This window comes from Asaia sp. Ae19-3 (genome assembly GCF_059801175.1).
This window is the reverse complement of the sequence record NZ_JBCHWF010000001.1, coordinates 2,241,168-2,266,218: the sequence shown is the minus strand read 5'-3', so window position 1 is coordinate 2,266,218 and position 25,051 is coordinate 2,241,168. Positions and strand designations below refer to the sequence as shown.

Here is a 25,051-nt window from a genome sequence, read left to right as displayed (position 1 = left end):
CTTCTATTTCGACGCGGGAAGTTGTTTTGATGTTGACACGATTTTGCGAGCCCGGGATGATTAAATCATCCTATTCAAGCAGGACTTCATGACTCAGGACGCAGACCGCCCCACCCCCTCTCCCTCCTGTCCGATACCTGGAGGAGGGGCGAGGCGACGCGATGTGCTGTCGACTGTCATTGTGGGGGCCGGATGTGTTGGCGCCTGCGCCCTGGCCTATCCCTTTCTCGACAGTCTGAACGGTGCGAAAAATACGTCTCTTGGCGAAGATGACTCGATCGATGTCGATATCGCCGCCTTGCGCCCCGGCCAACAGCTGGTCGTGACCTGGCGCGGCTGGCCTGTATTTATACAGAAGCGCACACCCGAAATGCTCGCATCGCTGAAAACAGCCGATATCGTGCAGCGTCTGCGCGACCCCGACTCGAAAATCCTGCAGCAGCCGAAAGACGCGACAAACTGGCATCGCTCTGTCGTGCCCGAAATTGGCGTGCTGATCGGTATCTGTACCCATCTCGGCTGTGTGCCCTCCTACGCCACGCCGTCACCCAACGATAAATCGGGAAAATATTCCTGCCCCTGCCACGGCTCGCAATTCGACGTGGCGGGTCGCGTCTATAAGGACGCGCCTGCACCCTATAATCTTCCCGTGCCGCCGGTTACCATGCTTTCTGCCACCCATGTGCGTATTGGCCAGAGCAAGGGCGACCCGGCATTTTCCATCGCCTCCATCCAGCAGATCTGAGCGGCGACCATGAGCAAACCGGACAACACGCCTGCAGGCTGGCTGGAAGCACGCCTGCCCATCATTTCGGCATTTCGGCGCGAATATGTCGATTTCGCCATGCCGCGCAATCTGACCTATCTCTGGAATTTCGGGGCGTTTGCCACCATCGCCCTGGCGCTCCTGATCGTGAGCGGCATTTTTCTCGCCCTCAATTACACGCCGAGCGTGGCCGAGGCGTTCAACAGCATCGAGACGATCGACCGCCATGTGTCATCGGGCTGGCTTGTGCGCGCCATCCATATGGGTGGTGTCTCGATGCTTTTCGCGGCACTTTATGTGCATATGGCGCGCAGTCTTTATTATGGTTCCTACAAGGCGCCGCGCGAACTGCTCTGGCTGACGGGGCTCGGTCTGTTCATTCTGGTCATGATTGCTGCCTTTGCGGGGTATATCCTGCCCTGGGGCCAGATGTCCTATTGGGGGGCAACAGTCGTCATCAATGCCATGAACGCCGTGCCATTGATCGGCCCGGCACTGGCCTCATGGCTGCTGGGTGGCGAGGGGCTTGGGTCGGTTGCCCTGCACCGGATCTATGTCCTGCATTTCGTGACGGCTTTTTCCATCATCGGCGTGATCGTGCTGCATGTGGCGGCGCTTCACGTGGTGGGGTCCAACAACCCGACAGGGGTGGAACCAAAAACATCGGCTGATGTCGTGCCTTTCCATCCCTATTACACCACCAAGGATGGACTTGGTCTTTGCCTTTTTCTCATGGTGTATGCGGCGCTGATCTTCTTTGCGCCCGATCTCCTGACGCTGGCCAATAATTATGCGATGGCCAACCCGCTGGTGACGCCAGGCGATATTACGCCGGAATGGTATTTTGCCCCTTTCTACGCCATTTTGCGCGCCGTTCCGTCCAAGCTGGGTGGCCTCATTCTGACAGCGGGTAGTCTTGTCGTGTTGTTTGCCGTACCATGGCTTGATCGCTCACCCGTCAGATCGGCGCGATATCGCCCGGTTCTGCGCTGGGCACTTCTGGCATTATTCGCTGCCTTCATCGCGCTGGGCGTTGCGGGAATGCACAAGCCCACCGGGCTCTGGCTCGCACTCAGTCGCATCAGCGTGGCGTATTACTACGCCTATTTCCTGATCCTGCTGCCATTTCTGCCAAGGGTGGAAATTACCCGTCCCGAGCCTGCCACCCTGAGGGGAGAGGGCGCATGAAGCGGTATTTCCTTGGCGTGTTTCTGGCTCTGCCTCTGTCGGCGCAGGCTGCCACGCCCGAACAGCGAGGGTTTCAGGTTTATCGGCAGGTCTGCAGCACGTGCCACAGTCTCAACCATGTGACATTTGCCGATCTTTCCGGAATCGGCCTCGCTGTGCCCGATATCAAGGCCTATGCGGCCTCGCGTCAGGTTCCCGACGGGCTCGACGACGATGGTGATCCCAAGACACGTGCGGCGCATCCCTCCGACCCGATCGGGTCGCCCTATCCAAATGAGGCCATGGCGCGCCTGGCCAATCATGGTGATTTGCCGCCTGATTTCTCGCGCCTTGCCATGACCGAAGAAGGGGGCGCCAGGCGGATCGAGACCATCCTGCGTTCCTATGCCCCCAAACCTTCGGATGTCGTTCTGGCACCGGGGTCTTATTACAATACGGCTTTTGCCCAGAACCATATCGGCATGCCGCCGCCGCTTCATGACGGGCAGGTCACCTATGCTGACGGGACAAAGGCGACGATACCCCAGATGTCACACGATGTTGGTGCTTTTCTCGACTGGGTGGCCCATCCTCACCGCGAAGCGCGCTCGCATACCGGGCTGGTCGTTCTGATCTATCTTGCGGGTCTCGGGACACTTCTGGCCCTGCTCAAGCGTCGCGTCTGGAAGCGTGTGAAGGAAACCCGTCAATGAGCGACACGACAACACTGATCTGCGCGCAATCTGTCATCTGGCTGGTGGTTTTCGGCCTGTGTGCGGTAATCGCGCTGCTGTTTCAGCGTGTGAGGGGCTTCTATCGTCGTATCGCGCCTCTGGGGGCTCTGGCGCCCACGGCAGCGGCCATCGATCATCTGCCAGCCACACGCCTGCTCAGCCTTTCAGGGCGTGAGGTGACGGCAGGGGGAAGCCGCGATGACGGGCGGCCCCAGCTTCTGGTTTTTGTTTCCGGCTCCTGCCCTGTTTCGCGCAAGATGGTGCCCATCATCAATGATTTTGCCCGGCGTGAGCACCTGTCTTTGCTCTATTGTGGTGATGAAAGCGACGAGGCGCAGAAACGCACAATCGCTGCACTGGGCCTGTCTGAAAACGGCTTCGTCAATGATCCGGCGATTGGCCGCCTGCTTGGTGTGGATCGCGTGCCTTTTGCCGTGCTACTCGACCCCACAGGTGCGGTTCAGGCACGCGGTCTGGTGAATAATCTGGAGCATCTGGAAAGCCTGCTGGGTGTGCAGGAAACAGGATATCGTTCCCTGCAGGGCTTCATGACGGCAAACCCGCAGGTTTTGGCGGGCTGAAAAGACCGCTTGAAGGGTTTGAAATGCCGCGCCTGCCATCAATACCAGCAGGCGCGTGAGCAAACGTGATCTTTCTCTCAGGAGGCTCTGTCAGCAAGGCGTCCCCGATGAGCGTCTGTGCTGGAAGTAGCTGCGGCTTATCCCAGGTAGTGTTTCGCAGGACATGGCAGGAGGGAGCAGGGGCCAACGTTCCGCATCGTCTCTGGTGTTGATAAGGCCGTCTGCAGGGGTAGTCCTGTGTCACCTTTGAGGTCAGTGAGACGTTTATTCCATGGGCTGCCAATGAGGGGCTGCCGGGCCTGCTTTTCCCATTCTGTGTCACGCGCCGGGCTGACCTCTGCTTACTCCACAGCTTGTTCCTGACGGATACGCAGCCGAGCTGGCGAAAGCACCCCACCGGCTCAATGCTGTTTGAGCAGAACCCGCCGTCAATGGGGGCAGGCGGCGCGGGCGCGGCTGAGCACTTCGGCACGTAGGGCCATCAGGTCGTCGGTCTGTAGAGGCTGGGCCCGCAGCTTATGCACTTCCGCAGCGGTAAATGGCCTCGTTCCTGTCGGTGTGCTGGAACCACCCAGACGGAAGACGACAAAATTCAGGACATCAGCCAGTTCCTGATCATCACGTATCAGCGACATCGAAATTCCCGGAACACGCACGAGATAATCCCGGCCTTCCGGTGAGCAGACGAACCATCCGACCTGATCGCGCAGTGTGGGCACGAATGTCCTGCCTGAAATTCCCTCGATCCCGTGGCAGCCGCCGCAATGGGTCAGATAATTCGTTACCGTATGGGTCTGTGTCGCCGCCCTTGCCCCGCCCGCACCCGCGAGGCCGAGCAGGAAAAGAGCGCCAACGAGCAGAAAATCAGGGAAGCGGATGCGCGTCATTCAGGGCCTTTCTTTCGGCGAGAATTTCTTTGGCCTTCTTCGGCGCGGCGCGCGCAGTCTTGACCTCATCGGCGGTAAAGGCCGGGGCGCCCGGCGAATTGAGGGAGCTGATATAGGTCAGCACCATGGCGAGTTGGTCGTCTGTGAGAGCCTTGAACGAGGGCATGAAGCCCATATAGCTGGCGCCGCCTGCCTCGATCGTGCCGTGAACGCCATTGAGTAGCACATCGGCGACATAAGTCTTGCCTTCAGGCGTTGCAGCGATCTTGCCGATACGTCCGGCCAGCGGGGGGAACTGCCCCGGAGAGCCTGCGCCGCCTGCCTGATGGCAGACGCTGCAATTGGCGTTGTAGATGGCCGCACCGTCTTCGGCATGGGCGAGGCCACCGGTAAGAAGCGGCAGGGCCAGAAGGCTTGCGAAGGGAAGGAGACGTCTGATCATGAAGCGTTTCCGACGATGACGGATGTGGAGCAGTTATAGACGAGCGCACCCGTGCCGAAGCACCAGATGATGTCGTTATTGGCCTGGGGGCGATAGCTGGGCTGGTCGCCATCCGTGCCGAGACAGGGGGGCTGGCTGCAGGCATCCTGCCCGCAGCAATCGCGATAGGCCACGAGATAGGACTGGCCGTCACGCGGGTTGAAGCAGGTGCCGATCCATGAAGTAGGCGACGGGCGTGTGCCCGGGGGGCAGCTATGCACACCGCCGCCGCATGACGCGCAGAGAAAGCCGTCGATGGCGCAGTAGCGCCAGTAGTCACAGGCGGTCGGATCGGTTGTCTGTGCCTTGGCAGCAAAAGGAGAAGGCGCCTTTGCGGTAGCCTTATCGTCCTTCTTCGTAGGGGTTGCAGCAGAGGCACGTTCGACCGGCAGAAGCGGCACGATGGCGCCGAATGTCGCCCAGGCGCCAAGGCGACCAAGCACGCTGCGTCGCGAGCTGTGGCCGGCGACACGCCGTGTCAGGCGTTCCGTTAGCCGGTCGAGCGGGCTGGACGAGACACCGTCCTGGATCGCGCGGCCCGAAATCAGTTCAGACTGCGTCATGGAGGAACTCCTTGGTCTCAAGCGAGGGGGAAGGGGGAGCAGGAAGGGTCGCAATCAGCGCCTCGACCTGTTGTCTGGTATTGGCCACGTCACGTGCTGTGATCACGCCACGGGCATCGAGGGTAACGAGCATGGGCAGTCTGCCGATCTGAAGCAGCAGGAGCAGCTCCTGGCTGGTCACGAAAGGTGTTGCCCCAAGACGGATGCCTGCAGCCATGGCACGCAGGGCCACGACATCGCCTTCGCCTGCAAGAACAAGATCGAGATCATGGATGCTGGCCTGAGCCTGCACGATGGGCAGAACGCGTTTGCAGACAGGGCAATCGGGCGAGACAAACAGGATCAGGCTCGACCTGCCGGTGTCATGCTGTCCACCCAGAATGAAAGGAGAGTCATCAAGGCGCCGCGCGGTGATACGGGGCAGGGCCTGCCCGGCCTGCAGGCCGGAGAGAACAGGCTGTTGCCCGATAGGAGCGATACGTTCATGCAGCACGCCGATCTGTCGGGCCAGCACCAGAACGGCAAGGGCGAGGGCGCAGCACAGCCCCGCCAGAAGCAGGGTGGAGATGAGCAGAAAAACCGTCATGCCGCGTCTCCTGCGTTGCCGAGCTGAGAGGCGGCGAGCGCCAGAAGCAGAAGGGAAACACCGCCCAGCAGGGTAATCGCGCCCAGCAGGGCACCGGGGGGATGACCGATGCTGCCGGCTCCGAGCATGAGCAGCGCCAAAAGAAGGGTCTGCATGACGGACCGGCTGGAAAGCGGCGTGTTGCGGCCGGGGAGGCAGCCGCAGGAGAGTCCGGTACGGCCGCGCGCGACATTGATGCCCATGGCCAGCGCGAACGCAACCAGCAGTATCACGGCACAGAGACAGGCCGCGCGGGTCAGAACGCCGGAGCAGAGCCAGACTCCAAGCAGAATCTGCGCGCCTGTCAGCAAGCGTGCAACAGGAAAGGCTGCGCCGAGCGGGACAAGACGATAGGACGCGATGACCGAGGCAAAGCCGGGCTGGTCGAGCATTTTGGCAATGCCCGTGCCCAGAAACAGGGCCCCGACGGCATCGGTGCCCAGAGCACTGGCCATTTGCAGAGCAAGCGCGCCCATCATTCCCCCAGAGCAACCGTGAAATAGAGATCGTCACCCAGATGCTTCATGGTGTGGACGATCTTGCCCGATTTCAGATCCCAGATGAAGAAATCACCTGCCTCGTCATCCGTGAAGAGCAGGGGGTTGGCATCCTGGGTGACGCCAACCATCGAGCTTGGCTTGGGCAGCTTGATGCGGCGCAGCAGCTTGTGCGTGGCCACGTCGAGTTCCCAGATCTCCGAACCGGCCACTTTGTGCGTCCAGAATGTACCCTGATGCATCGCGACATAGAGATGGCCGCTTGCATAATGCAGGGCCGCAAGCTGCCAGCCACCCGGGCGCCAGGTGACGGTAAACGGGCTGTCGGCGTTGGTCGCGGCTTTCATGCCTGCGGCTTCCTGAATCGACCAGGGCTTGTCGATAACCGTATGGGCCGAGAGCGTCGCAGGGTAGACCAGACCGCTATAGGAAATGAAATAGGTCTTGCCATCTTCGCTATGGGACGGGCTGTGTTCGAACACAGCGTCTTTCTCGGGGTCGAAAAACGGCTTGGTATGGGTGATGTCGGCCTTGTCGGCGCCAATGCTCACATTGGCGAGGCTGCCATCGGCACAGATCGAGGTGAAACCGGCATTGCCCCAGGGATAGGTCAGGGCGCAGCCGGGAAGCCCGACATTTATGGCGACCTTGTGGGTGGCCGTATCGACCACGTGAACGGCATTTGTCGGCACCATGTCATAGACATAGACGCGGCCGCCATCGTGGCTGATGGTCAGATCGTTCTTCTTGGGTGTAACGAGCGCCCGGCCGGGCAGCACTTCGTCATTGGTGATCTCGAGCGTCTGCGGGTCATAGGTTGCAAGCAGATCGGCGCGGTCGCCACGATTGCCGCGCGACCAGACGGTTTCGCCGACATAGAAGGCGCGCCCTTTGGGGTCCTGGACGACATTGCCGTTATAGGCCGCCTGCACCATGCCAAGCAGTTTGCCCTGGTCGGCGTCGACAACATAGACACGCCCGTCCTTGGCATGATGGCCGACAGGGTCCTGAACGAGAATACGATGGGGCGTGACCGGAGAAAGCTTGATGATGTCGCTTTCTTCCGTCTGCAGAACGGGATCATCCGCAAGGGCCTTGCCGCAGGGTGTCAGGGCTGCGCCAGCGAGCAACAGCGCTGTCATGCCGGCCAGTTTTCTGGAGAGGAAACGCATTGGGGTTCGGTCCTTGCGGAGGGGCGGAAACGAGAAGGCGCTTAAGGGCGAAAAATCTGGAAAATGAAGGTGCCGCAGGGGACATGTGCCTTTGCACGGTCTCGCCTGCGGCGAAGGGAGCGGAGTCAGAACTCGGTGCTGACCGTACCGAAAAACTGTCGTGGCGAGCCGCGTTCGAGCGACTGGTAATCGCCCGACATCGGGTTGCCGTTTTCGCCCATCATCGAGATATATTTCGAGTTGAGCAGGTTATAGACATTGAAATCGATGGTGATGTTCTTGGCAAAACCGTAATTGCCGACATTGTATCGGGCGCCAGCACTGGTCAGCCAGTAACCGCCGACTGAGGTGTCGTTGGTATAGCTGAAATAACGTTTCGAGTAATAATGAACATCGAAATGCGTTTCGAGGCCTTTCCAGCGATAGGACAGATTGGCCTTGTACATGAACTGCGGATAGTTCACGACCTTCTTGCCCTTGGTATAATAAATACCATCGGCCGTCGTGATGTTGCCACCATAGGTAGAGTGATTGTAGCTCACGCTGTTATACAGGGAGAGACCCTTGATCGGGGTAAGGGTCAGGGCGGCATCCACGCCATTGGTGTGAACACTCGTCTGCGCGACGCTCGATACCGGGTTGGTAATCGTGCCTTCAGTGGCAGCCTGCAATCTGTGACTGGCATCGGCGTGATAGCCGGCCAGGCTGGCCTGGAGGTATTTGTCGGTATAGCGATAGCCGACAGCATAAACCCAGTCGCGCTCGGGTTTGACGGTCTGGCGCAGCTGGTCGAAGGTCGCCTGGTCCTGCACCGACCACAGCGCATTACCTACACCATTGGGCAATACCTGATAGCTGCGCATATTTTCGGCGAGGTCGAAATAGAATTCATGATGCGGCAGAAAATGCCAGCTGCCGCCCACATGGGGCAGAAAGGCCGAAGAGGCGGTCATGCTGCCATTGGGCAGTGCGTCGGCACCGGTATAATCCGGATTATTGTAATTGGCGCCACCCGCCGTGGTGGAGAGCATGGATTTAAATCCGGCCGTCAGGCGCAGATTATCGAGCGGCCGCCAGGTATCTTCAAGATGATAGGTGAATGTGTTGGTGTGCCACATGAAGCCATAGCCCTGAAGAAAGGCAGGGCCATAGGTGTCATAGGGGCCCACTGTTTTCAGCGGGGATCCGGTGCCGAGAAGGGGCTCGTTATACCAGAACAGATCGGCCTGCTGGTTGTTGTTCTCAAACCAGACGCCCGTATCGATCGTGTGATGCGCGATGCGATAATTCAGGGCCGAGGTGAAGCCATAACGCTCCTGCCTGGTCTGCCATACTTCTTCCGAGAACGGGGCACCCGTTCCGGCGGAAGGGGTGCTGTAATCGGCATAGGTATAATAACCCGTCTGGCTGGTGCCATAGAGCGTCGATTTCCAGCGCAGGTGATCTGTCAGCGCCAGATCCATGTTCAGACCGCCGGTATAATCGACCTCTGCCTGGCCACCGTCATAAAGATAGGGCTCGTCACCATTGGCCTGAATAGCGGCTGAGGTAGGCAGTGAAACGGCACCTGAAGCATAGGCCGTGGCCAGGGCATAATTCGGATAAAGATGCGGCACACGCCAGCCAAGCGCGTCGATCATGGCCAGAGACGTGTCCTGATAGCCCCATTCCTGCAGGTCGCTCCAGTTGAAGAAGGCCTTGATCACGCTGTCATGGCCGACAGGCTGCACGATTTTGGCATCGACCTGCTGCTGGAACTGGGTGCCACCCCCCATCCATTTGCCTTCCTCACTGCGCGAATAGGCCACGAAGGCCTTGGTGCCGCTCGGATTCAGGACGCCGGAATCACCGCGTATATAGGTGCGATAGGAGCTGTATGTGCCAAAGCCCTGCGAGATCTTTCCGCCCATCTTGTCCTTGGGGTCGCTGGTTTCGAATTGCAGCGTGCCACCAAGCGTGGAGGTCGAGGGAACATCGACGCCGCCAGGGCCCTCGGAGAGCACAGAACGCTCGATATCATCCGAGATCGAGGCCTGAATGACGTTCAGGCCGTTATTGCTTTCATAGGTCTGGTCATTGAGCGGAATACCATCCAGCGTGACGCCGAGCTGGTCCATGAAAAAGCCGCGCACATAGATGCTCGACCCCCATGTATCGATGCCCAGCGGGTCGGTGGAGCTGAAGCTGACGCCAGGGAGGCGATCAACCGCCTTAAGGACACTGGTGCCGGGGGTGAACTGGGCCATGACGGCTTTGGAGATGACGTTTTCGGCGCCACGCGAAGCCGTACGGCTGGCACTGACTGTCATCGTCTCATTGCCACCCGAGCGGGCAATATGGGTGGGAGACCGTTTTATTTGGGGAGTATGCGCCGATGTCCCTGCGGCACGCGCAGAAGGAACGCCCGATTTTCGATGGCTCTCCGCCTTGCTGGCAGCGTGGCCGGATTGGGGAAGAACGACGAAAAGCGCCGAGGCGCAGAGCAAAGTTCGAAAAGAGAGGGGCGGGACGCGACATCGTGGATCAAATCGGGTGGGGCGGGTGAATTTGATCATATCCGTTCCATCTCGTTTGGTGTTCGTAACAATTTGAGCGAAACCGCCCATGTCAGTCCCCTAAATACGGTCTCGGGGCGCTGTGCGTTGTCAGAGCACGATTTTCTTGAAGATGAGGGGAGCGCTGACATCATGCCCAGGGCACGGGTCGGGCTGCGCCGTCATCCTTTGTCAAACTCTATGTGCATAAAATCGAACGCGCAACGTTTTTGTGGAAATAATAGGAGCCTGTTTCACCGGGGGGCGGACAGGGCCGTTTCAGCGCGTTGCGCGCCCCTGTTTGCGGCTCGCCACTGATTGAGAAAGGTGAATATCTCAGGCCTGTCGCATTGGGTGATATTGAAGCGCAGCCATGGCGATGGCGCGCCATCGGGTGAGAAATAACTTCCCGGTGCCAAAAGAAAATTGGCTCGGGCGGCGTCGCGGGTGAGTTGCAGCACGTCATGTTCCTGGGCGAATCGCATCCAGAGAAACATGCCGCCTTCAGGCTTGCAGAACGGCACGAGGCCGGTTTTTGCAAAGCGTCTGAGCGCCTTTTCCTGAAGATGTGTCAGCCTTTCGCGCAACCTGGCCAGATGAAGGCGATAACGCCCATCGGCGAGGCAATGATGCACAATGGCTTCGGAAATCGAGGTGCTGGTCAGGCTGCTTGCCATTTTCAGCTTGAGAATTTCCCGTGCAATGACCGTGCTGGCAGCGACATAGCCGACGCGCAGGCCGGGCGAGATGGTTTTCGAGAAGCTGCTGATTCGGATCACGTGATCGAGCTGGCCCAGATAGGCGAGGGTCGGGCTCGTGTCGGGGGCAAGATCGCCAAAAATATCATCCTCGATCAGCATGATGTCATGGGCTTCGGCAATGCGCAGCAGCTTGTGCAGAACGGGCGCCGAGCAGCAGGTGCCGGTCGGGTTGTGCAGGCGGGTATTGATGATGAAGGCCCTGGGTCGCTTCTCGCGTGCCAGTCTCGCAAAGCTCTCGGTGCAGGGGCCATCCTTGAGGCGGGGTACCCCGCACAGGGTGAGACCCAAGGCCTGCAGCGCGGGAAAGAGATTGCAGTAGCCGGGGTCTTCAACCAGAATCGTGTCACCCGGTCGTGTCAGGCAGCGTATGGATAATTCCAGAGCCTGACTCGCGCCATGGGTGAGAATGATACCGCTGCGCTGGCAGGCTATGCCCTGACGCGCAAGACTGAGCGCGATCTGCTCGCGCAGGCCGTCATGCCCATAGGGGTTGCCATAGCCGAGGCCCTGCATGTCAGGCCGACGACCAAGGCTGTTGAGCGCATAGCGCACGCCGCTGGTATAAAGACAGCTTTCGGGAAGCCAGCCGCACCCCGCCTGAATCTGCCGGACATCGCCTTCATAGGCGCGCTGCAACAGCCAGAGCGAGTCGACCGAAGGATGGGGGCTGGCCGTCTCGACTGCACCGGAAGCCGCATTTGGCTCATGCGTCACAAAATAGCCGCTGGCCCGCCTGGCCTGAAGAAATCCTTCTGCAACCAGCCGGTTATAGGCATTCGACACGGTAAGGGGGCTGACGCCGCATCCTTCTGCAAGTTTGCGGATGGACGGAAGCTTCATTCCATCCATCCAGGTGCCAGCAACGATGCGTGTGCGTATGGCATCGACGATCTGACCGACCAGAGGGGTGGCAGCATTATGGTCCAGCCTGATCATGATCGCATGTGCTCCAATAAAAAAAGACAGGGTCTGACCACGCGAAAATCCTCTGCCCGTATGGCGATATGAAGCTGTATCGCTGCACGGACCGGCACAGATACGCAGCGGGATCGCCTGACTGTATATAGACAGGTTTATTTCGGGATTGGAATAGTGAGGCCATCGCGAGCCTCGCCTGTGCGAGATGCGTGCCAGCCATGCCCCGATCGAATAACAAGAGAGTCCCCTTATGGCATCGTCGCCTTCCGATTTCGATCCTGTGCGCAGTCTTGCGGCAGGAACGTACTGGATGCCATTTACGGCCAACCGGCGCGTGAGGCAGAATTCGGCGTCGCGCCTGATCGCCTCTGGCAGAGGCTGTTATTATCGGACGCCCGAGGGCGCTACACTTTTCGATACGCTTTCGGGCCTGTGGTGCACCCCCCTCGGTCATGCTCACCCGCGTATTGTCGAGGCGCTGAAAACACAGGCCGAGACGCTCGATTACTGCACGGGGTTTCAGGTAACCAACCCGGTCACGGTCAGGCTGGCTGACAGGATCGTTGCGATGGCGCCAGACGGTCTGGACCATGTGTTTTTCACAAATTCAGGCTCAGAGGCCGTCGATACGGCGCTGAAAATAGCCCTTGGTTATCATCGTCTGCGCGGCGAAGGCGGCAGATTTCGCATGATCGGGCGCGAGCGGGGTTATCACGGGGTTGGTTTCGGTGGGCTCTCCGTAGGCGGCATCGTGCCCAATCGCAGGATGTTTGCGGCGGGCATGCTGAATGGCGTCGATCATCTGCGCCACACCCATACGCCCGACACAGCAGCATTTTCGCATGGTCAGCCTGCGGCAGGGGCCGATCTGGCAGATGATCTCGACCGTCTGGTCGCGCTGCATGATGCCAGCACAGTTGCTGCTGTCATCGTCGAGCCGGTGCAGGGTTCTACCGGGGTGATCGTGCCGCCTGTCGGCTATCTGCGCCGCCTGCGTGAACTATGCACTAGGCACGGAATTCTCCTGATTTTCGACGAGGTCATTACCGGGTTTGGTCGCCTTGGGGCGCCCTTTGCCGCGCAGAGATTCGATGTCGTTCCCGATATGATCACCTTTGCCAAGGCGGTCACGAATGGTGTCGTGCCCATGGGGGGCGTTCTCGTACGCAGCGATCTCTATGGGACGTTCATGACCGGACCCGAAAATGCCATCGAATTCGCGCATGGTTACACCTATTCGGGTCACCCTCTGGCAGCCGCTGTCGGCAATGCTGTGCTTGATATCATGGAGGAAGAAAACCTGTTCGAGCGTGTTCTTTCTCTGGAGACCGTGCTGCAGGAGACGGTCCACAAGCTCGATCACGCGCCGGGAGTTACCGATGTCCGCAATATCGGTCTGGCTGCAGCCATTGATCTGCAACCCGACTCAATTGCCCCCGGTGCGCGGGGGCTGAAGCTGTTCGAGCTTGGCCTCAGCCACGGGCTGCTTCTGCGCTGCACAGGTGACACGGTCTCCCTCGCGCCACCTTTTGTCGCGACACCGCAGGAGTTGCGCGCCATGGGGGAAACACTGGCGGGCCTTATCGCAACCGTGACCCACTGACGATCCTCATTCTTTATTCAGGACATAGTCATGCCATTGCTGCATTTTCATCTCTTTGAAGGCCGTACCCCGGAGCAGATCAGGGATATTCTGGATTCGGCACACGAGGCCATGCTCGAGGCCTTTCAGGTGCCCCGCAGAGATCGTTATCAAATTGTAACGGAACACAAGCCCAGCCACATGATTGTCGAGGATACCGGTCTCGATATTCCGCGCACAAAATCCATGGTGCTGCTGCAGATGTTCAGTCGTCCGAGAGGGGCTGAGTCCGTTGCGGAATTTTACCGGCTTCTCACGAATTATCTCGAAAGGGATTGTGGCATTCTCCCTTCCGATGTCATGATTTCGGTTGTTGAAAATGGAGATGCCCACTGGTCGTTCGGTCACGGTCGTGCCCAGTTTCTGACCGGTGAGCTTCCCCTGCCAGCCGAATCCTGATCGAATACGGAACGTTCCAGTTACAGGGCTCTATCGCAGGCCGCTTCATAGGATCGTGCATGACAGAAAACGCGCTCGCCCGCAGTCTTCGACCGCGCCATATTGCCATGATCTCCATCGGGGGCGTGGTTGGCGCAGGATTTTTCATAGGTGCCTCGACGCCGATATCCGTGGCGGGGCCGGGCGCGTTGCTTTCTTACGCTCTTGCAGGGCTCATGACCTTTCTGGTCAATCTGATGCTGCGCGATATCGCCTTGCGGGCACCGGGTCACGGGTCTTTCGTCAATCAGATCCGTCATGCCCTCGGGGGGCATGCAGGCTTCATGACCGGCTGGACCTACTGGCTTGTCTGGGTCACGACGCTCGCGATCGAGATCATGGCTGCTGCCGCGCTGCTGGCGCCGCTCGCCCATCTGCCTTTCGGTCTGGTTGAGGTGATCATTCTAGGCACCATGACAGCGGCCAATCTGCTGGCAGTGCAGGCCTATGGCGAGCTTGAATACTGGTTTGCCATGCTCAAGATCGCGGCGATTGCCGTGTTCATCCTGATCGGCCTCGGGGCCCTTATGCATGGCAACAGCCCACCCCATGCAGCCATTCTGGCTGGTGGCTTCGTGCCGCATGGCTGGATGGCCTTGCTTGCGGTCATTCCGGCCATCATCTTCTCGATGTCCGGTAGCGAGGTGGTAACCATTGCAGCGCTCGAATCCGATGCCCCCGATCGCAATATCGCCAGGGCTACGCGCGCCGTTGCCCTGCGGGTTGTTGGTTTCTATCTCTGTTCTGTCGCCCTCATTCTCTGTCTGGTGCCCTGGTCGCAGGTCGTGCCGGGTGAATCGCCTTTTCTGCTGGTGCTCAACCGATTGCATGTGCCTTTTGCCAGTGCCGCGATGGAAATCGTGATTGTCTCGGCCATGCTCTCCACCCTCAATTCAGGGCTTTATGCAACGTCGCGCGTTCTGTTCGAACTGGCCGATGTCGATGATGCCCCCCGTCACTTCATGCGTCTCGACCCGCGCACACAGGCGCCGCGCATTGCCGTGCTGTTCAGCGCTGCCGCCGCTCTCGCCATTGCCGCTGTGGCGATTGCCTCACCCAATGCCGTTTTTGCCTTTCTGCTCAGTGCCACCGGTGCACTGATCATTTTCCACAATGCGCTGATCGTGCTGACGCGCATTCGTCTGTGCGGCATGGGTCTCACGCCGCTTCTGACGCTCGTGTTGCTGATGGGCGCTCTGGTGGCGATGGCACTCGTTGCCCATACCCGACACGAACTCGCTCTGAGCACCGTCACCATGATGCTGATGGGCGGTGTTGCCCTGTTGCGCCAGCTCATGGGCAAGGCGCCACGGCGCGTCTGTTCGCTTTCCCGTCCGGGGGAATAATCCTTTTTCCGCTTCCCGCTTTTCCGCTCTCAGGATCACGCTCTCTCATGTCCCATGCTCTCGAATTCTATATCAATGGTCAGTGGATCAAGCCGCATGGCACGGCAAAGATCGACGTTATCAACCCGGCCAGTGAGCAGCCCTGCGCGCAGATTGCGTTGGGAGATGAGGTCGATGTCGAGCGCGCTGTCGCGGCCGCAAAAGCGGCTTTTCCTACCTGGTCAGTTTCGAGCCGCGAAGAGCGTCTGGCGGTGCTTGAGCGCATGCTCGCCATCTACAAGCGACGCAGCGAAGATATGGCTCAGGCCATTTCGCTCGAAATGGGGTCGCCCATTGCCCGGGCGCGCGACAGCCAGAGCTGGGCAGGGCTGGCGCATCTGGAAGAAATGATCGCGGTTCTGCGCAATTTCTCATTCGAGGGACCTGAGGGGGATGTCTATATCACCCGCGAGGCCGTAGGCGTCTGCGGGCTGATCACGCCCTGGAACTGGCCGATGAACCAGATCATGTGCAAGGTCGCCCCGGCATTGGCGGCAGGCTGCACCATGGTTCTCAAGCCCAGCGAGGTTGCGCCTCTGAGCGCACTGGTTTTCGCCGATATCCTGCATGAGGCGGGTGTTCCGGCAGGTGTCTTCAATATGGTCAATGGCGATGGTCCCGGCGTCGGCGCGACACTGGCGGCCCATCCCGATATCGCGATGATCTCGATCACCGGGTCGACAAGGGCGGGGGCTGCGGTCGCCAAGCTGGCTGCCGATACGGTCAAGCGCGTGCATCAGGAACTGGGAGGCAAATCGGCCAATATCATTCTGCCTGATGCCGATTTTACCGAAGCCGTCCAGCGTGGCGTGCGCGGCTGCCTGAGCAATTCCGGTCAGTCCTGTGATGCGCCTACCCGCATGCTTGTGCCCCGCGCCCGCATGGAAGATGCGATGGCTCTCGCCGCACAGACCGTCGCCACCTTGCGTCTGGGTAACCCTGCGGATGAAGAGACCCAGCTCGGACCGGTCGTGAGCGAGGTGCAATATGGTCGTATCCAGGCGCTCATCACCAAGGGGATTGAAGAGGGGGCGACGCTTGTTGTGGGCGGCGCAGGCAAACCCAAGGAGCTTGAGACCGGCTATTATGTTCAGCCGACGGTCTTCGGCCATGTCACGACCGACATGACCATCGCCCGCGAAGAGATTTTCGGGCCCGTGCTGTCGATCATTGCGTATGACGATGAAGAGGACGCCATCCGCATAGCCAATGATACGCCTTATGGTCTCGCTGCCTATGTGCAGTCAGGCGATCTCGCTCATGCGCGCAAGGTGGCGCGGCGTCTGCGCGCAGGCAACGTGAACATCACGCGCAGGCAACGTGAACATCAACGGTGCTGACTGGACGGTAGCCGCGCCTTTTGGCGGTTTCGGTCAGTCAGGCAATGGCCGTGAATGCTCGAAATGGGGATTGCATGATTTCCTCGAAATACGGGCCCTGATCGGTTACGGCGGCTGAAGCGCAGCGCGCAGGGGAGATCGCATGAATCCCAGTCTCTACGCACGCAAGGAGGCCTCTCTAGGGCTTGTTTCTCTGACCGGGGAGGCGAGGGCGCAGATCGTTGTTATCGGTGCCGGTCTGACAGGGCTTTCTGCGGCACTCCATCTGTCAGAGGCCGGGCACGATGTGGTCGTTCTCGATGCGCAAGAGCCAGGCTGGGGGGCATCAGGCCGCAACGGGGGCCAGATCAACCCTGGCCTCAAGACGACGCCAGAACAGGTTTTGCGTGATTTCGGCCCAGAGCGTGGGGCGGTTCTGGCACAGCGGGCCTGGGCCGCGCCGGATCTCGTTTTCGACCTTGTCGCCCGGCACGATATCGCCTGTGACGCCCTGCGCAGCGGGACGATCCGGGCGGCGACGGCCGAAGGCCAGATGGCGCCGCTCGAGACGCTTGCCCGGCAATGTGTGGCGATTGGCAACCCGGCCGAAATTCTGACGAAAGGGGCCATCACGGCGCGTAGCGGCACCAGCCTCTATCATGGGGGTATGCTGGATCGTCGTGGTGGCCAGCTCGACCCGCTTGCCTATACGCGCGGTCTGGCGCGCGCTGCCATGAAAGCCGGGGCGCGGCTGCATGACCGGTCGGCCGTCACGTCGCTCAGGCGCTCAGGGGAGGGATGGCGTGTCATCACGTCCAACGGCTCAGTGCGCGCGCAACAGGTCATCCTCGCCACAAATGCGTATTCCGGCCCTTTGCTCGATACGTTGCGCCGCTCGATCGTGCCGGTCTACAGCGCCATCGTCGCCAGCGCGCCGCTGCCATTATCGCTGCGCGAAAGAATTTTGCCGCAACGTGAATCACTTTATGAGCTTGGCGAAATCACCACCTATTATCGTGTCGATGCCGAAGGTCGCCTGCTGATGGGCGGGCGCTCTGCGTCGCGCGATCTCGAAGGAGCAAAGGCCTTTCCCTATCTCATGGCCCGCGCGCGACGACTCTGGCCCGAGCTTCAGAAACTGGAATGGGAGACCGGATGGAACGGGCAGCTGGCTCTGACCCTCGATCATTACCCTCATTTGCACCGACCCGAGCCGGGGCTGCTGGCCTGTCTGGGCTATAATGGCCGTGGCGTGGCCATGGCCACGCTCATGGGTCAGAACCTTGCCGAGATGGTACAGGGCGGGGCTGTGCTTTTTCCCGAGCGGCCGATCAAGCCTATTCCGCTGCATTTCGCTTGGAAAGCGGGCGTCGTTGCGGGGATCATGAAAGGCCGCATCAAGGATCGTCTCGGTTTCTGATGGCAGTTCAGACCCGGTAAAGCTGGCCGAGTGTCTGATCTGCGAAGGCTGGCTCTGCGCGGGAAGTGGAGCGTGCAGAGAGGCTGACGGATGCCCTTCGGGGCAAGCCCGAGTATGTCCGAAAACCCCTCGATCGCAGGTGCGCCCGAGAAGCGTTCTGCTTGCGTTCAGCCGTGTTGACCTTGTGTCCCCAGAGCAGGTGATTTCTTCTTTTCAGCGCCGAATGTCGTGTGCTCATCCCCCCAGCGCTTGAGCGCCATTACGACCGGCTCAAGGGTTCTGCCGAAATCGGTAAGGCTGTATTCTACCTTCGGGGGGATTTGAGGGTAGATTTCCCGATGGATGAACCCGTCTTCCTCGAGTTCGCGAAGCTGCATCGTCAGCATGCGTTGTGTCACGTTGGGCAGGATCTTGCGCAAAGCGTTGAAGCGCATCGTGCCATGAAACAGATGGTACAGGATCACGCCTTTCCATTTTCCATCAATCAGTTCGAGCGTGGCCTCGACGGCGCAGCCGGGGCTGCAATCGAGGCTCTTGTGACGGATACGGGGCATGACGGTATCATTTCCGATACTATGGACAGAATATGTGCGTTCTTGCGCGAAACAATCATAAGGTCCCATCTCTGCGTCATTCAACCATGGAGCAGAAGACATGCGGGCCATCGGCTATAAAACTCCCGGAGCAATCGACGATACCAGCGCCCTGAGCGATATCGATCTGCCCATTCCCGTTCCAACCGGGCGCGACCTTCTCGTGGAAATCCGGGCCGTTTCGGTCAATCCGGTGGATGCGAAAATCCGTGCCAGCGCGACCCCGGAGCCGGGTCAGTGGCGCGTGCTGGGGTGGGACGCAGCCGGCATCGTGAAAGCGACAGGACCGGACGTGCAGGATTTCGCTGTCGGTGATTCCGTTTTCTATGCTGGCGCCTTGCTGCGGCCCGGCACCAATGCCGAGTTCCATCTGGTGGATGAGCGGCTTGTCGGTCGCAAACCCGAAGCGCTGGACTGGGCTCAGGCTGCGGCCCTTCCGCTGACCGCCCTGACCGCCTGGGAAATGCTGTTCGATCGGCTGGAGATTACCCGCCCTGTGCCGGGAACGCAGCCTGCCGTGCTGATTATTGGCGGCGCGGGTGGTGTCGGGTCGATTGCTATCCAGCTTGTGCGTGCGCTGACGGATGTGACCGTCATCGCGACTGCGTCACGTCCTGAAACCCGGGAATGGGTGAAGGAACTCGGCGCGCATCATGTGATCGATCATCGTCAGGATCTGGCATCGCAAGTGGCAGCCCTGCCAACGGGCGCACCGGGTTTTGTGTTCTCCACCACCCAGACCGCCGAGCATATGGCCGACATCGTCGCACTTCTGGCGCCACAGGGGCGTTTCGGCCTCATAGACGACCCCGCCACGCTCGATGCTGCGCCTCTGAAGCGCAAGAGCCTCTCACTGCACTGGGAGTTCATGTTCACTCGTTCGATGTTTGCGACGGCAGACATGGCACGACAGGGACATATTCTGAACGAGGTAGCGGCTCTTATCGATGGCGGGCGCCTGCGTACGACGCTTGGGGCGCATTTCGGACCCATCACGGCGGCCAATCTGCGTCGCGCCCATGCCCTGATCGAAAGCGGCAAGGCGCGTGGCAAGGTGGTTCTCGAGGGATTTGACCCAGCGTCCGAGGCTGAATGAAGCCTGACGTTCACCCGTCCTGTCGCCGCCGAGATATGTCTGGCGATGGCGGCGCCGGGGTGTCGGGATGGTCGCGCTGGATCGGAGTCCGCGCGGTCCATCCCTATTTCAGCCCGTTTTACGTCAACCCCAACGCTGGTCTCTCCTGTTAACGCTTCACCTGACGACGGCAGGAACAAGACAGGCGCATTTTCCGGGAAGGATCAGATCACATGAAGAGAGTTGGGGCTTATTTTCATCACTCGTCAGGTCGACGCATGTCCGTCGCAGCGATTGCTCTGAGCCTTCTGTTAGGCTTTGGTCCTGCATTCTCGATTTCAGGTAGGGCAGAGGCCACCTCGCTCCGTGTCGAAACGTCCGGCACGACGCTCGACTGGAACGCGGTCGCCCATGCGGGTGGACGGATCTTCGTGAGCGGCCCGCGCTGGACCGGATTTTCCGGGCCTTCCGTCGCTGTCCTGGAGCCTGGAAACAGACTCCGCCCCTTCCCTGATCAGGCATGGAATGGCTGGAAACCCGGTCTTGATGCGAGACGGTATTTCGTCAACGTCAATGCCTTGCATGTCGACGGTGAGGGGCAGTTATGGGTTGTCGATACAGGCACGCCGCGCTTTGGCGGCCCTGCCGTTGCGGGCGGCGCAAAGCTGGTGCGCCTTGACACCAGAACGGGCAAAATTATCCGGGTCTATCCGCTGGGCGAAAATGTCGCTCCGGTGGGGAGCTACATCGACGATATCCGCTTCAATGGCGCACATGCCTATCTGACCGATGCCGGTACTGGCGCGTTGCTGGTGCTCGATATCGCCAGCGGGGCGTGTCGTCGCGTGCTGGCTGGCCATCCTGCGGTCATGGCGCGGGCAGACCGTCCTGTCGTCATGGGGGGTAGGATCCTGCGCGACGACAAAGGCCAGCCGCTGCGGATCAATGTCGATCCTCTCGAAGTCAGTCCGGACGGCAAGACGCTTTATTTTGGCCCGCTGGAAGGGCCATGGTCGCAAGTGCCGACAGCAGCTCTCGATGATGCAGCATTACCGCCAGACAAACTGGCCGCGCAGGTAACCCCATGGGCCGATCTGCCCCCGATAGGAGGCAGCACGATGGATCGCGCAGGCAGGCTTTATTTCACCGCCCTGAAGGATGACACCGTCTATCGGCGTGAGGCTGATGGTCGGATCGTGGCCCTTCTCCACGACCCTCGGCTGCATTGGGCCGATGCGCCCATACTCACCGGGGACGGGCGGCTCTGGCTGCCTGTGGCTCAGCTCGACAGATTGCCGCAGTTCAACAAAGGGAAATCGAAGACCCTGCTTCCGTTCCAACTGGTCTCGATGCAGCCAGCTCCATGATAGAGCAAGTCGCGTCTGCCCCGGTTTCGCCTCAGGGCCTTTATCTGCTGCGCCGAGCACTGGCCTGAACACCGCATGTACGGTGTTCAGGGCGGTCGTTACCGACGTGCGAGCTGTCGCGTTTCAGCTCAGGGGCGACCGATCGAGCGATAGGTAAAGCCCGCAGCCCTCAGGGTCGTCGGGTCCCAAATATTGCGGAAATCAGCAATCACGGCACCACGCATCGCGGCTTTCAGCTTGGACGGGGCAATGGCGCGGAACTCGTTCCATTCCGTCAGCACGACCAGCGCGTCGGCGCCGGTAGCGGCTTCCTGCGCCGAGTTGGCATAGATCACGCTCTCGGGCAGGAGCGGGCGGGCGGGCTTCATGCCTTCAGGATCGAAAGCCTGGATGGTGGCCCCTTCCTCGATCAGGCGCTGGATCAGAGGGAGTGACGATGCCTCGCGCATGTCATCGGTGTCGGGTTTGAACGTCAGCCCCAGAATGGCAATGGTCTTGCCCTTGACCGTGCCTTCGCACAGGGCGATCACGCGCTCGGCCATGGCAGCCTTGCGGGCTTCGTTGATCGCAACCGTTGCCTCGACCAGAAGCGAGGGGCTGCCTGCATCGCGGGCGATGGCTGTCAGGGCGCGTGTGTCCTTGGGGAAGCATGAGCCGCCATAACCAGGCCCGGCATGGAGAAACTTGCGCCCGATGCGCTGATCGAGCCCCATGCCTCGCGCGACATCATGAATATTGCCGCCCACTTTCTCGCACAGATCGGCCATTTCATTGATGAAGGTGACCTTCATGGCGAGAAAGGCATTGGCGGCATATTTGGTGAGTTCTGCGGTCTCGAGCCCCGTCATGACGATGGGCGTCTCGATAAGATAGAGCGGGCGATAAAGCTGGTGCATCAGGGCGCGGGCATTGGCACCGCCATCGGTGGCCGTATCGTCGATGCCGATGATCACGCGATCGGGCCGCATGAAATCGCCGATGGCATTTCCCTCGCGCAGGAATTCCGGGTTGGAGGCCACGCTGAAGGACAGGTCAGGACGCTCTTCACGCAGGATGCGGGCCACTTCGCGTCCGGTGCCGACAGGAACGGTCGATTTGGTGACAACCAGCAGACCCTTGCGGGCATGGCGGGCAATCTGCCGTGTCGCTTCGTACACATAGGTCAGATCGGCATGGCCATCGCCACGGCGCGTCGGCGTGCCGACCGCGATGAACACGGCATCGACCGTGTCGATGGCGCTGTCGAGCGCATCGGTAAAGCTCAGGCGACCAGCCGCAACATTGGCCGAGACGATCTTGTCGAGACCGGGTTCATAGATGGGAATGGCACCAGCCCTGAGTGCGGCCAGCTTGTCCTGATCCGCTTCGACAATCACGACCTCGGTGCCGAATTCCGCAAAGCAGGCGCCGGAAACCAGTCCGACATAACCGCCGCCAATCATCGCTATGCGCATGTGATCTCTTATCCTGTGCGAACTCTCTTTGTGCAGGGCGTAGCCCAAACCGGGCACGGGATAAAGCGTGCGGGAGCGAAAGCGGATAGCGGTCTGTCAGGCTTACGGCGCAGATTCAGGGCCTGACCCTGGCTGTTTAGGGAAATGCGAGACATCGAACATGAGGAAATCATAGCCGGTGTGCCGGTCGATCATCAGACTGACAAGGCCTGATGGTGCGTCGGGTGAGGGTAGGAACTCGAAGCTCTTGATCCTTCTGGCTCCGGAGATGATGAGCGGAATGCGCCGCATGGTCGGATCGTGGGGCCTGATGGAGACAATTTCGTGGTCGGTCTCTCGATCGAGGCAGATATCGGCTGTTGTCGAGATGTCGCGGCAACGCCTGTTCTCACCATGATCGTCGTGTGCGGGGTTAAACGGTCTGCCGGTCCCTTTGAGGGCTAATCCCTGCGGAGTGAGTTTAAAGAGCTCGCGGTAACGCGTCATGAAAAGACCCGCATTGAACCAGATGATATCGGGAACGCAGGTGTTGAAATCGAGATGAAATACAGGGTGTAGTGCCGCCGCCTTGAGCGTGCTTTTCTGGCCCGGATACTCGTTGGTTTTTTCACTGGTCAGTCGGGTGCCTGACATAACCTCCTGAGGATTGACGCAGTCTGGCAAAGGACTGGCCTGTATCCGGGCTGGTATTATAAAAATTGCGATTATTATTGAAAAAATAAACGCTAATTTTATTTTATAATTCATATTCTTCTCTTATGATTATTTTACAAAACCATGATAAATTATATTGTATTTTTATATTTTTCTGCGTTGTGGTGCGATCAATTTCGAGCTGGCCATCCGTAGTGTCTCTACCTACCTGTGATCCTGTGCGGCGACGTTCCCTGATACGCAAGACAAACGGTGACGAGGCACGACATGCCTGGCCGTGAGGTGAGGCTGCCACACAAACCCGTTACAGCCTGGGCGCAGGCAAGGTCAGTGCGAAAACGCCGGTTGCCTTTCGGGCAGGGGAGGAGGAGAAGGGATTTCTATGTCTGACAGACACGACTCCCCCTGAGAAACCGGGCCTTGCCCTCTTTCGGGTGATGACCAGCGCGTACCATGCGCGTTCGGCATGTTTTCGTGTCTCGACGGCCAAGACTGATTGGACCCGGTTTTCCCGTGCTGACCTCATCGCCTCATCCCGCCATACGCTTTTCAACCGGGCAGATCATTCTGCTCGGGCTCGTCAGTACGATCGGTCCGATCTCGACCGATATGTATCTGCCAGCCTTCCCCCAGCTCGAGCGCGATCTGGGTCAGGGGCCCGGCTCGGCACAGCTCACACTTGCTGCGTGGTTCATCGGGCTTGCCATCGGGCAGTTCTGCCTGGGGCCGCTTTCCGACCGCTTCGGGCGACACAAGCCCATGGTGGCCGGGCTTGCCATCTATGTTCTGGCAACCATCGCTCTGGCGACGACCGGCTCCTACTGGTCATTCTGCCTGTTGCGTCTGGTTGCGGCTCTTGGTGGCGCCATTACCAGCGTGATTCCCCGTGCCATCGTGCGCGACGTCGCCACGGGGCATGAAGCGGTGAAGCTCATGTCGCAACTGACCCTTGTTTTTGGCGTGGGGCCCATTCTGGCGCCAACACTGGGCAGTATCTTTCTGGCTTTTGGAAGCTGGCGCCTGATTTTCTGGGCCGGAGCTGTCGCGGCCGCGTTGCTTGCGGTGTTGTGGCTGGTGGTCATGCCAGAGACCCTGCCGGAAGAACGACGCTATGCCCTGCCGCCTATCGAAATTCTGCGTCGCTACCTCAGTCTGGTGCGTGAGCCGGTCTTCATGTCGTCGGCCACGCTGTCGAGCTTCAGCACTTTCGTGATGTTCGCCTATCTCTCCAACGCGCCGCTTCTGTTCGAGCATCTGCTGGGCTTCACGCCACGGGCCTTTGCCATCTTTTTTGGCATCAATGCGGGCGGATTCATTCTGGCGACACAGATCAATGGGCGTCTGTCGCATCGCTTCAAATTTACTTCGGTCATGCAGGGCGGCCTCGTGGCCTGCCTTGTTTCGGGGCTGGTCCTGCTGGCAGTCAGTGCGAGCCATGTCGTGGGGCAGAATGACCCTTGGCCGCTTTGCGCCCTGATCATCACCACCACCTTCACGCTCGGTTTCATCGGCCCCAATGCCAATGTTCTGGCATTGACGCATCATGGCCATCAGGCGGGGGCAGCCTCGGCCCTGCTTGGCACGATGGCATTCGCCATTGGCGGGTCGAGCGGTATTTTGATGGCGGCCCTCCCGCCCGGGAAACTGAGTTCGACCGCCTTCGGTATGCTGGCTGGCATTCTGGGTATGGTTCTGTGCAATTTCTGGCGTCGTGCGGCGGAAAAACGCCAGATGCCCCAGCGCGATCTGTGAACGTCTGTCACTCGCGGAGCTGATTGGCTGCGTCGGGCAGTGGCCTTGTTTCGGGTGTTGAGCCACCCCGGATGCGTGGAGAGAAGCGCCACCTGAGGACAGGGCTCCGATGCCTTGCGTTTAGAGCTCATGCCATGGGGCAGCGCTTCGAACGTGGAATGAGGGCGCCCGGAAAAGCCGTATCGCCCACCTACTGTTTCTGAAAAAATGTGGTCACCGATGAGAGGGGCAAAAAATACCGCCCCTCACGGCACTGGTCTGCTTCC

General features: G+C 59.8%; 22 protein-coding genes and 1 pseudogene. 12 read left to right on the top strand and 11 right to left on the bottom strand.

The features are described 5' to 3' along the window. Window positions 1-88 precede the first annotated feature (88 nt). Genes petA through AAID99_RS09840 form a run of 4 tightly spaced genes read left to right on the top strand, consistent with a single transcriptional unit; the run spans window position 89 to window position 3,248 of the window. Complete coding sequence (gene petA / locus AAID99_RS09855; protein WP_498493742.1) at window positions 89-745, top strand: ubiquinol-cytochrome c reductase iron-sulfur subunit; 657 nt, start codon at window positions 89-91, stop codon at window positions 743-745. Between the two features lie 9 nt (window positions 746-754). After that, window positions 755-1,954 (top strand): cytochrome b, encoded by a 1,200-nt coding sequence (locus AAID99_RS09850; RefSeq protein ID WP_188425690.1) that lies wholly within the window; start codon window positions 755-757, stop codon window positions 1,952-1,954. Beyond that, entirely contained in the window at window positions 1,951-2,646 is a 696-nt protein-coding gene (locus AAID99_RS09845) for a cytochrome c1 (RefSeq protein WP_188425691.1), read from the top strand. The genes AAID99_RS09850 and AAID99_RS09845 overlap by 4 nt, the downstream gene beginning before the upstream one ends. Then, window positions 2,643-3,248: a thioredoxin domain-containing protein gene (locus tag AAID99_RS09840; RefSeq protein WP_498493740.1), complete on the top strand. Its 606-nt coding sequence runs from the start codon at window positions 2,643-2,645 to the stop codon at window positions 3,246-3,248. The genes AAID99_RS09845 and AAID99_RS09840 overlap by 4 nt, the downstream gene beginning before the upstream one ends. A 428-nt stretch (window positions 3,249-3,676) precedes the next feature. On the opposite strand, the gene AAID99_RS09835 is transcribed toward AAID99_RS09840, so the two are convergent. From AAID99_RS09835 to AAID99_RS09800, 8 genes are all read right to left on the bottom strand, one after another. Next, window positions 3,677-4,135 (bottom strand): c-type cytochrome, encoded by a 459-nt coding sequence (locus AAID99_RS09835; protein WP_229719608.1) that lies wholly within the window; start codon window positions 4,133-4,135, stop codon window positions 3,677-3,679. Next, a complete protein-coding gene (locus AAID99_RS09830; RefSeq protein ID WP_188425693.1) occupies window positions 4,113-4,577 on the bottom strand; it encodes a c-type cytochrome in 465 nt (154 codons plus the stop codon). Before AAID99_RS09830 ends, AAID99_RS09835 begins: the two co-directional genes overlap by 23 nt. Beyond that, on the bottom strand, window positions 4,574-5,179 hold the full coding sequence (mauA, locus tag AAID99_RS09825) for a methylamine dehydrogenase (amicyanin) small subunit (RefSeq protein WP_188425694.1): 606 nt from the start codon (window positions 5,177-5,179) through the stop codon (window positions 4,574-4,576). Before mauA ends, AAID99_RS09830 begins: the two co-directional genes overlap by 4 nt. Continuing rightward, window positions 5,166-5,765 (bottom strand): thioredoxin domain-containing protein, encoded by a 600-nt coding sequence (locus AAID99_RS09820; RefSeq protein ID WP_188425695.1) that lies wholly within the window; start codon window positions 5,763-5,765, stop codon window positions 5,166-5,168. The genes mauA and AAID99_RS09820 overlap by 14 nt, the downstream gene beginning before the upstream one ends. Continuing rightward, window positions 5,762-6,283 carry a MauE/DoxX family redox-associated membrane protein gene (locus AAID99_RS09815; protein ID WP_229719611.1) on the bottom strand — a complete coding sequence of 174 codons (522 nt, stop codon included), beginning with the start codon at window positions 6,281-6,283 and terminating at the stop codon, window positions 5,762-5,764. The genes AAID99_RS09820 and AAID99_RS09815 overlap by 4 nt, the downstream gene beginning before the upstream one ends. Next, complete coding sequence (locus tag AAID99_RS09810) at window positions 6,280-7,473, bottom strand: amine dehydrogenase large subunit (protein ID WP_188425696.1); 1,194 nt, start codon at window positions 7,471-7,473, stop codon at window positions 6,280-6,282. Before AAID99_RS09810 ends, AAID99_RS09815 begins: the two co-directional genes overlap by 4 nt. 125 nt (window positions 7,474-7,598) lie before the next feature. After that, complete coding sequence (locus AAID99_RS09805) at window positions 7,599-9,782, bottom strand: TonB-dependent receptor (RefSeq protein ID WP_188425697.1); 2,184 nt, start codon at window positions 9,780-9,782, stop codon at window positions 7,599-7,601. A 479-nt stretch (window positions 9,783-10,261) separates the two neighbouring features. Continuing rightward, window positions 10,262-11,704: an aminotransferase-like domain-containing protein gene (locus AAID99_RS09800; RefSeq protein WP_188425698.1), complete on the bottom strand. Its 1,443-nt coding sequence runs from the start codon at window positions 11,702-11,704 to the stop codon at window positions 10,262-10,264. 232 nt (window positions 11,705-11,936) lie between these two features. On the opposite strand from AAID99_RS09800, the gene aptA reads away from it, so the two are divergent. The 5 genes and pseudogenes from aptA (at window position 11,937) to AAID99_RS09775 (ending at window position 17,890) form a co-directional block, all read left to right on the top strand. Next, window positions 11,937-13,289 carry an omega-aminotransferase AptA gene (gene aptA, locus AAID99_RS09795; RefSeq protein WP_188425699.1) on the top strand — a complete coding sequence of 451 codons (1,353 nt, stop codon included), beginning with the start codon at window positions 11,937-11,939 and terminating at the stop codon, window positions 13,287-13,289. A 30-nt stretch (window positions 13,290-13,319) separates the two neighbouring features. Continuing rightward, the gene (locus AAID99_RS09790; RefSeq protein ID WP_188425700.1) at window positions 13,320-13,727 is read left to right on the top strand and encodes a tautomerase family protein; all 408 of its coding nucleotides are present in this window, start codon (window positions 13,320-13,322) and stop codon (window positions 13,725-13,727) included. Between the two features lie 59 nt (window positions 13,728-13,786). Continuing rightward, on the top strand, window positions 13,787-15,112 hold the full coding sequence (locus tag AAID99_RS09785) for an amino acid permease (RefSeq protein WP_188425701.1): 1,326 nt from the start codon (window positions 13,787-13,789) through the stop codon (window positions 15,110-15,112). Window positions 15,113-15,159: 47 nt separating this feature from the next. Continuing rightward, window positions 15,160-16,609, top strand: a pseudogene (locus tag AAID99_RS09780) (aldehyde dehydrogenase family protein). A gap of 24 nt (window positions 16,610-16,633) precedes the next feature. Further along, complete coding sequence (locus AAID99_RS09775; protein ID WP_188425703.1) at window positions 16,634-17,890, top strand: NAD(P)/FAD-dependent oxidoreductase; 1,257 nt, start codon at window positions 16,634-16,636, stop codon at window positions 17,888-17,890. A gap of 167 nt (window positions 17,891-18,057) precedes the next feature. On the opposite strand, the gene AAID99_RS09770 is transcribed toward AAID99_RS09775, so the two are convergent. Next, window positions 18,058-18,444 carry a winged helix-turn-helix transcriptional regulator gene (locus tag AAID99_RS09770; RefSeq protein WP_188425704.1) on the bottom strand — a complete coding sequence of 129 codons (387 nt, stop codon included), beginning with the start codon at window positions 18,442-18,444 and terminating at the stop codon, window positions 18,058-18,060. 100 nt (window positions 18,445-18,544) lie between these two features. Between AAID99_RS09770 and AAID99_RS09765 the strand changes: the two genes are divergently transcribed. Next, window positions 18,545-19,579 carry a zinc-binding alcohol dehydrogenase family protein gene (locus AAID99_RS09765; protein ID WP_498493738.1) on the top strand — a complete coding sequence of 345 codons (1,035 nt, stop codon included), beginning with the start codon at window positions 18,545-18,547 and terminating at the stop codon, window positions 19,577-19,579. Between the two features lie 257 nt (window positions 19,580-19,836). Further along, on the top strand, window positions 19,837-20,925 hold the full coding sequence (locus tag AAID99_RS09760; RefSeq protein WP_188425706.1) for an L-dopachrome tautomerase-related protein: 1,089 nt from the start codon (window positions 19,837-19,839) through the stop codon (window positions 20,923-20,925). A 128-nt stretch (window positions 20,926-21,053) separates the two neighbouring features. Here AAID99_RS09760 and AAID99_RS09755 read toward each other — a convergent pair whose 3' ends face one another. Together AAID99_RS09755 and AAID99_RS09750 are read right to left on the bottom strand one after the other, a co-directional pair. Then, entirely contained in the window at window positions 21,054-22,379 is a 1,326-nt protein-coding gene (locus AAID99_RS09755; protein ID WP_188425707.1) for a UDP-glucose dehydrogenase family protein, read from the bottom strand. Between the two features lie 102 nt (window positions 22,380-22,481). Further along, entirely contained in the window at window positions 22,482-23,012 is a 531-nt protein-coding gene (locus AAID99_RS09750) for a hypothetical protein (RefSeq protein ID WP_498493737.1), read from the bottom strand. Between the two features lie 534 nt (window positions 23,013-23,546). On the opposite strand from AAID99_RS09750, the gene AAID99_RS09745 reads away from it, so the two are divergent. Next, the gene (locus AAID99_RS09745) at window positions 23,547-24,785 is read left to right on the top strand and encodes a multidrug effflux MFS transporter (protein ID WP_498493736.1); all 1,239 of its coding nucleotides are present in this window, start codon (window positions 23,547-23,549) and stop codon (window positions 24,783-24,785) included. Window positions 24,786-25,051: the final 266 nt, after the last annotated feature.

What these genes read in the sequence shown, in the direction of transcription:
- AAID99_RS09755 (WP_188425707.1), bottom strand. Translation starts at nt 22,379, where the DNA reads ATGCGCATAGCGATGATTGGCGGCGGTTATGTCGGACTGGTTTCCGGC.
- AAID99_RS09840 (WP_498493740.1), top strand. Translation starts at nt 2,643, where the DNA reads ATGAGCGACACGACAACACTGATCTGCGCGCAATCTGTCATCTGGCTG.
- AAID99_RS09815 (WP_229719611.1), bottom strand. Translation starts at nt 6,283, where the DNA reads ATGATGGGCGCGCTTGCTCTGCAAATGGCCAGTGCTCTGGGCACCGAT.
- AAID99_RS09805 (WP_188425697.1), bottom strand. Translation starts at nt 9,782, where the DNA reads ATGACAGTCAGTGCCAGCCGTACGGCTTCGCGTGGCGCCGAAAACGTC.
- AAID99_RS09785 (WP_188425701.1), top strand. Translation starts at nt 13,787, where the DNA reads ATGACAGAAAACGCGCTCGCCCGCAGTCTTCGACCGCGCCATATTGCC.
- AAID99_RS09850 (WP_188425690.1), top strand. Translation starts at nt 755, where the DNA reads ATGAGCAAACCGGACAACACGCCTGCAGGCTGGCTGGAAGCACGCCTG.
- AAID99_RS09845 (WP_188425691.1), top strand. Translation starts at nt 1,951, where the DNA reads ATGAAGCGGTATTTCCTTGGCGTGTTTCTGGCTCTGCCTCTGTCGGCG.
- AAID99_RS09800 (WP_188425698.1), bottom strand. Translation starts at nt 11,704, where the DNA reads ATGATCAGGCTGGACCATAATGCTGCCACCCCTCTGGTCGGTCAGATC.
- AAID99_RS09830 (WP_188425693.1), bottom strand. Translation starts at nt 4,577, where the DNA reads ATGATCAGACGTCTCCTTCCCTTCGCAAGCCTTCTGGCCCTGCCGCTT.
- AAID99_RS09790 (WP_188425700.1), top strand. Translation starts at nt 13,320, where the DNA reads ATGCCATTGCTGCATTTTCATCTCTTTGAAGGCCGTACCCCGGAGCAG.
- AAID99_RS09775 (WP_188425703.1), top strand. Translation starts at nt 16,634, where the DNA reads ATGAATCCCAGTCTCTACGCACGCAAGGAGGCCTCTCTAGGGCTTGTT.
- AAID99_RS09765 (WP_498493738.1), top strand. Translation starts at nt 18,545, where the DNA reads ATGCGGGCCATCGGCTATAAAACTCCCGGAGCAATCGACGATACCAGC.
- AAID99_RS09810 (WP_188425696.1), bottom strand. Translation starts at nt 7,473, where the DNA reads ATGCGTTTCCTCTCCAGAAAACTGGCCGGCATGACAGCGCTGTTGCTC.
- AAID99_RS09760 (WP_188425706.1), top strand. Translation starts at nt 19,837, where the DNA reads ATGTCCGTCGCAGCGATTGCTCTGAGCCTTCTGTTAGGCTTTGGTCCT.
- AAID99_RS09770 (WP_188425704.1), bottom strand. Translation starts at nt 18,444, where the DNA reads ATGCCCCGTATCCGTCACAAGAGCCTCGATTGCAGCCCCGGCTGCGCC.
- AAID99_RS09820 (WP_188425695.1), bottom strand. Translation starts at nt 5,765, where the DNA reads ATGACGGTTTTTCTGCTCATCTCCACCCTGCTTCTGGCGGGGCTGTGC.
- AAID99_RS09835 (WP_229719608.1), bottom strand. Translation starts at nt 4,135, where the DNA reads ATGACGCGCATCCGCTTCCCTGATTTTCTGCTCGTTGGCGCTCTTTTC.
- mauA (WP_188425694.1), bottom strand. Translation starts at nt 5,179, where the DNA reads ATGACGCAGTCTGAACTGATTTCGGGCCGCGCGATCCAGGACGGTGTC.
- aptA (WP_188425699.1), top strand. Translation starts at nt 11,937, where the DNA reads ATGGCATCGTCGCCTTCCGATTTCGATCCTGTGCGCAGTCTTGCGGCA.
- AAID99_RS09750 (WP_498493737.1), bottom strand. Translation starts at nt 23,012, where the DNA reads ATGTCAGGCACCCGACTGACCAGTGAAAAAACCAACGAGTATCCGGGC.
- petA (WP_498493742.1), top strand. Translation starts at nt 89, where the DNA reads ATGACTCAGGACGCAGACCGCCCCACCCCCTCTCCCTCCTGTCCGATA.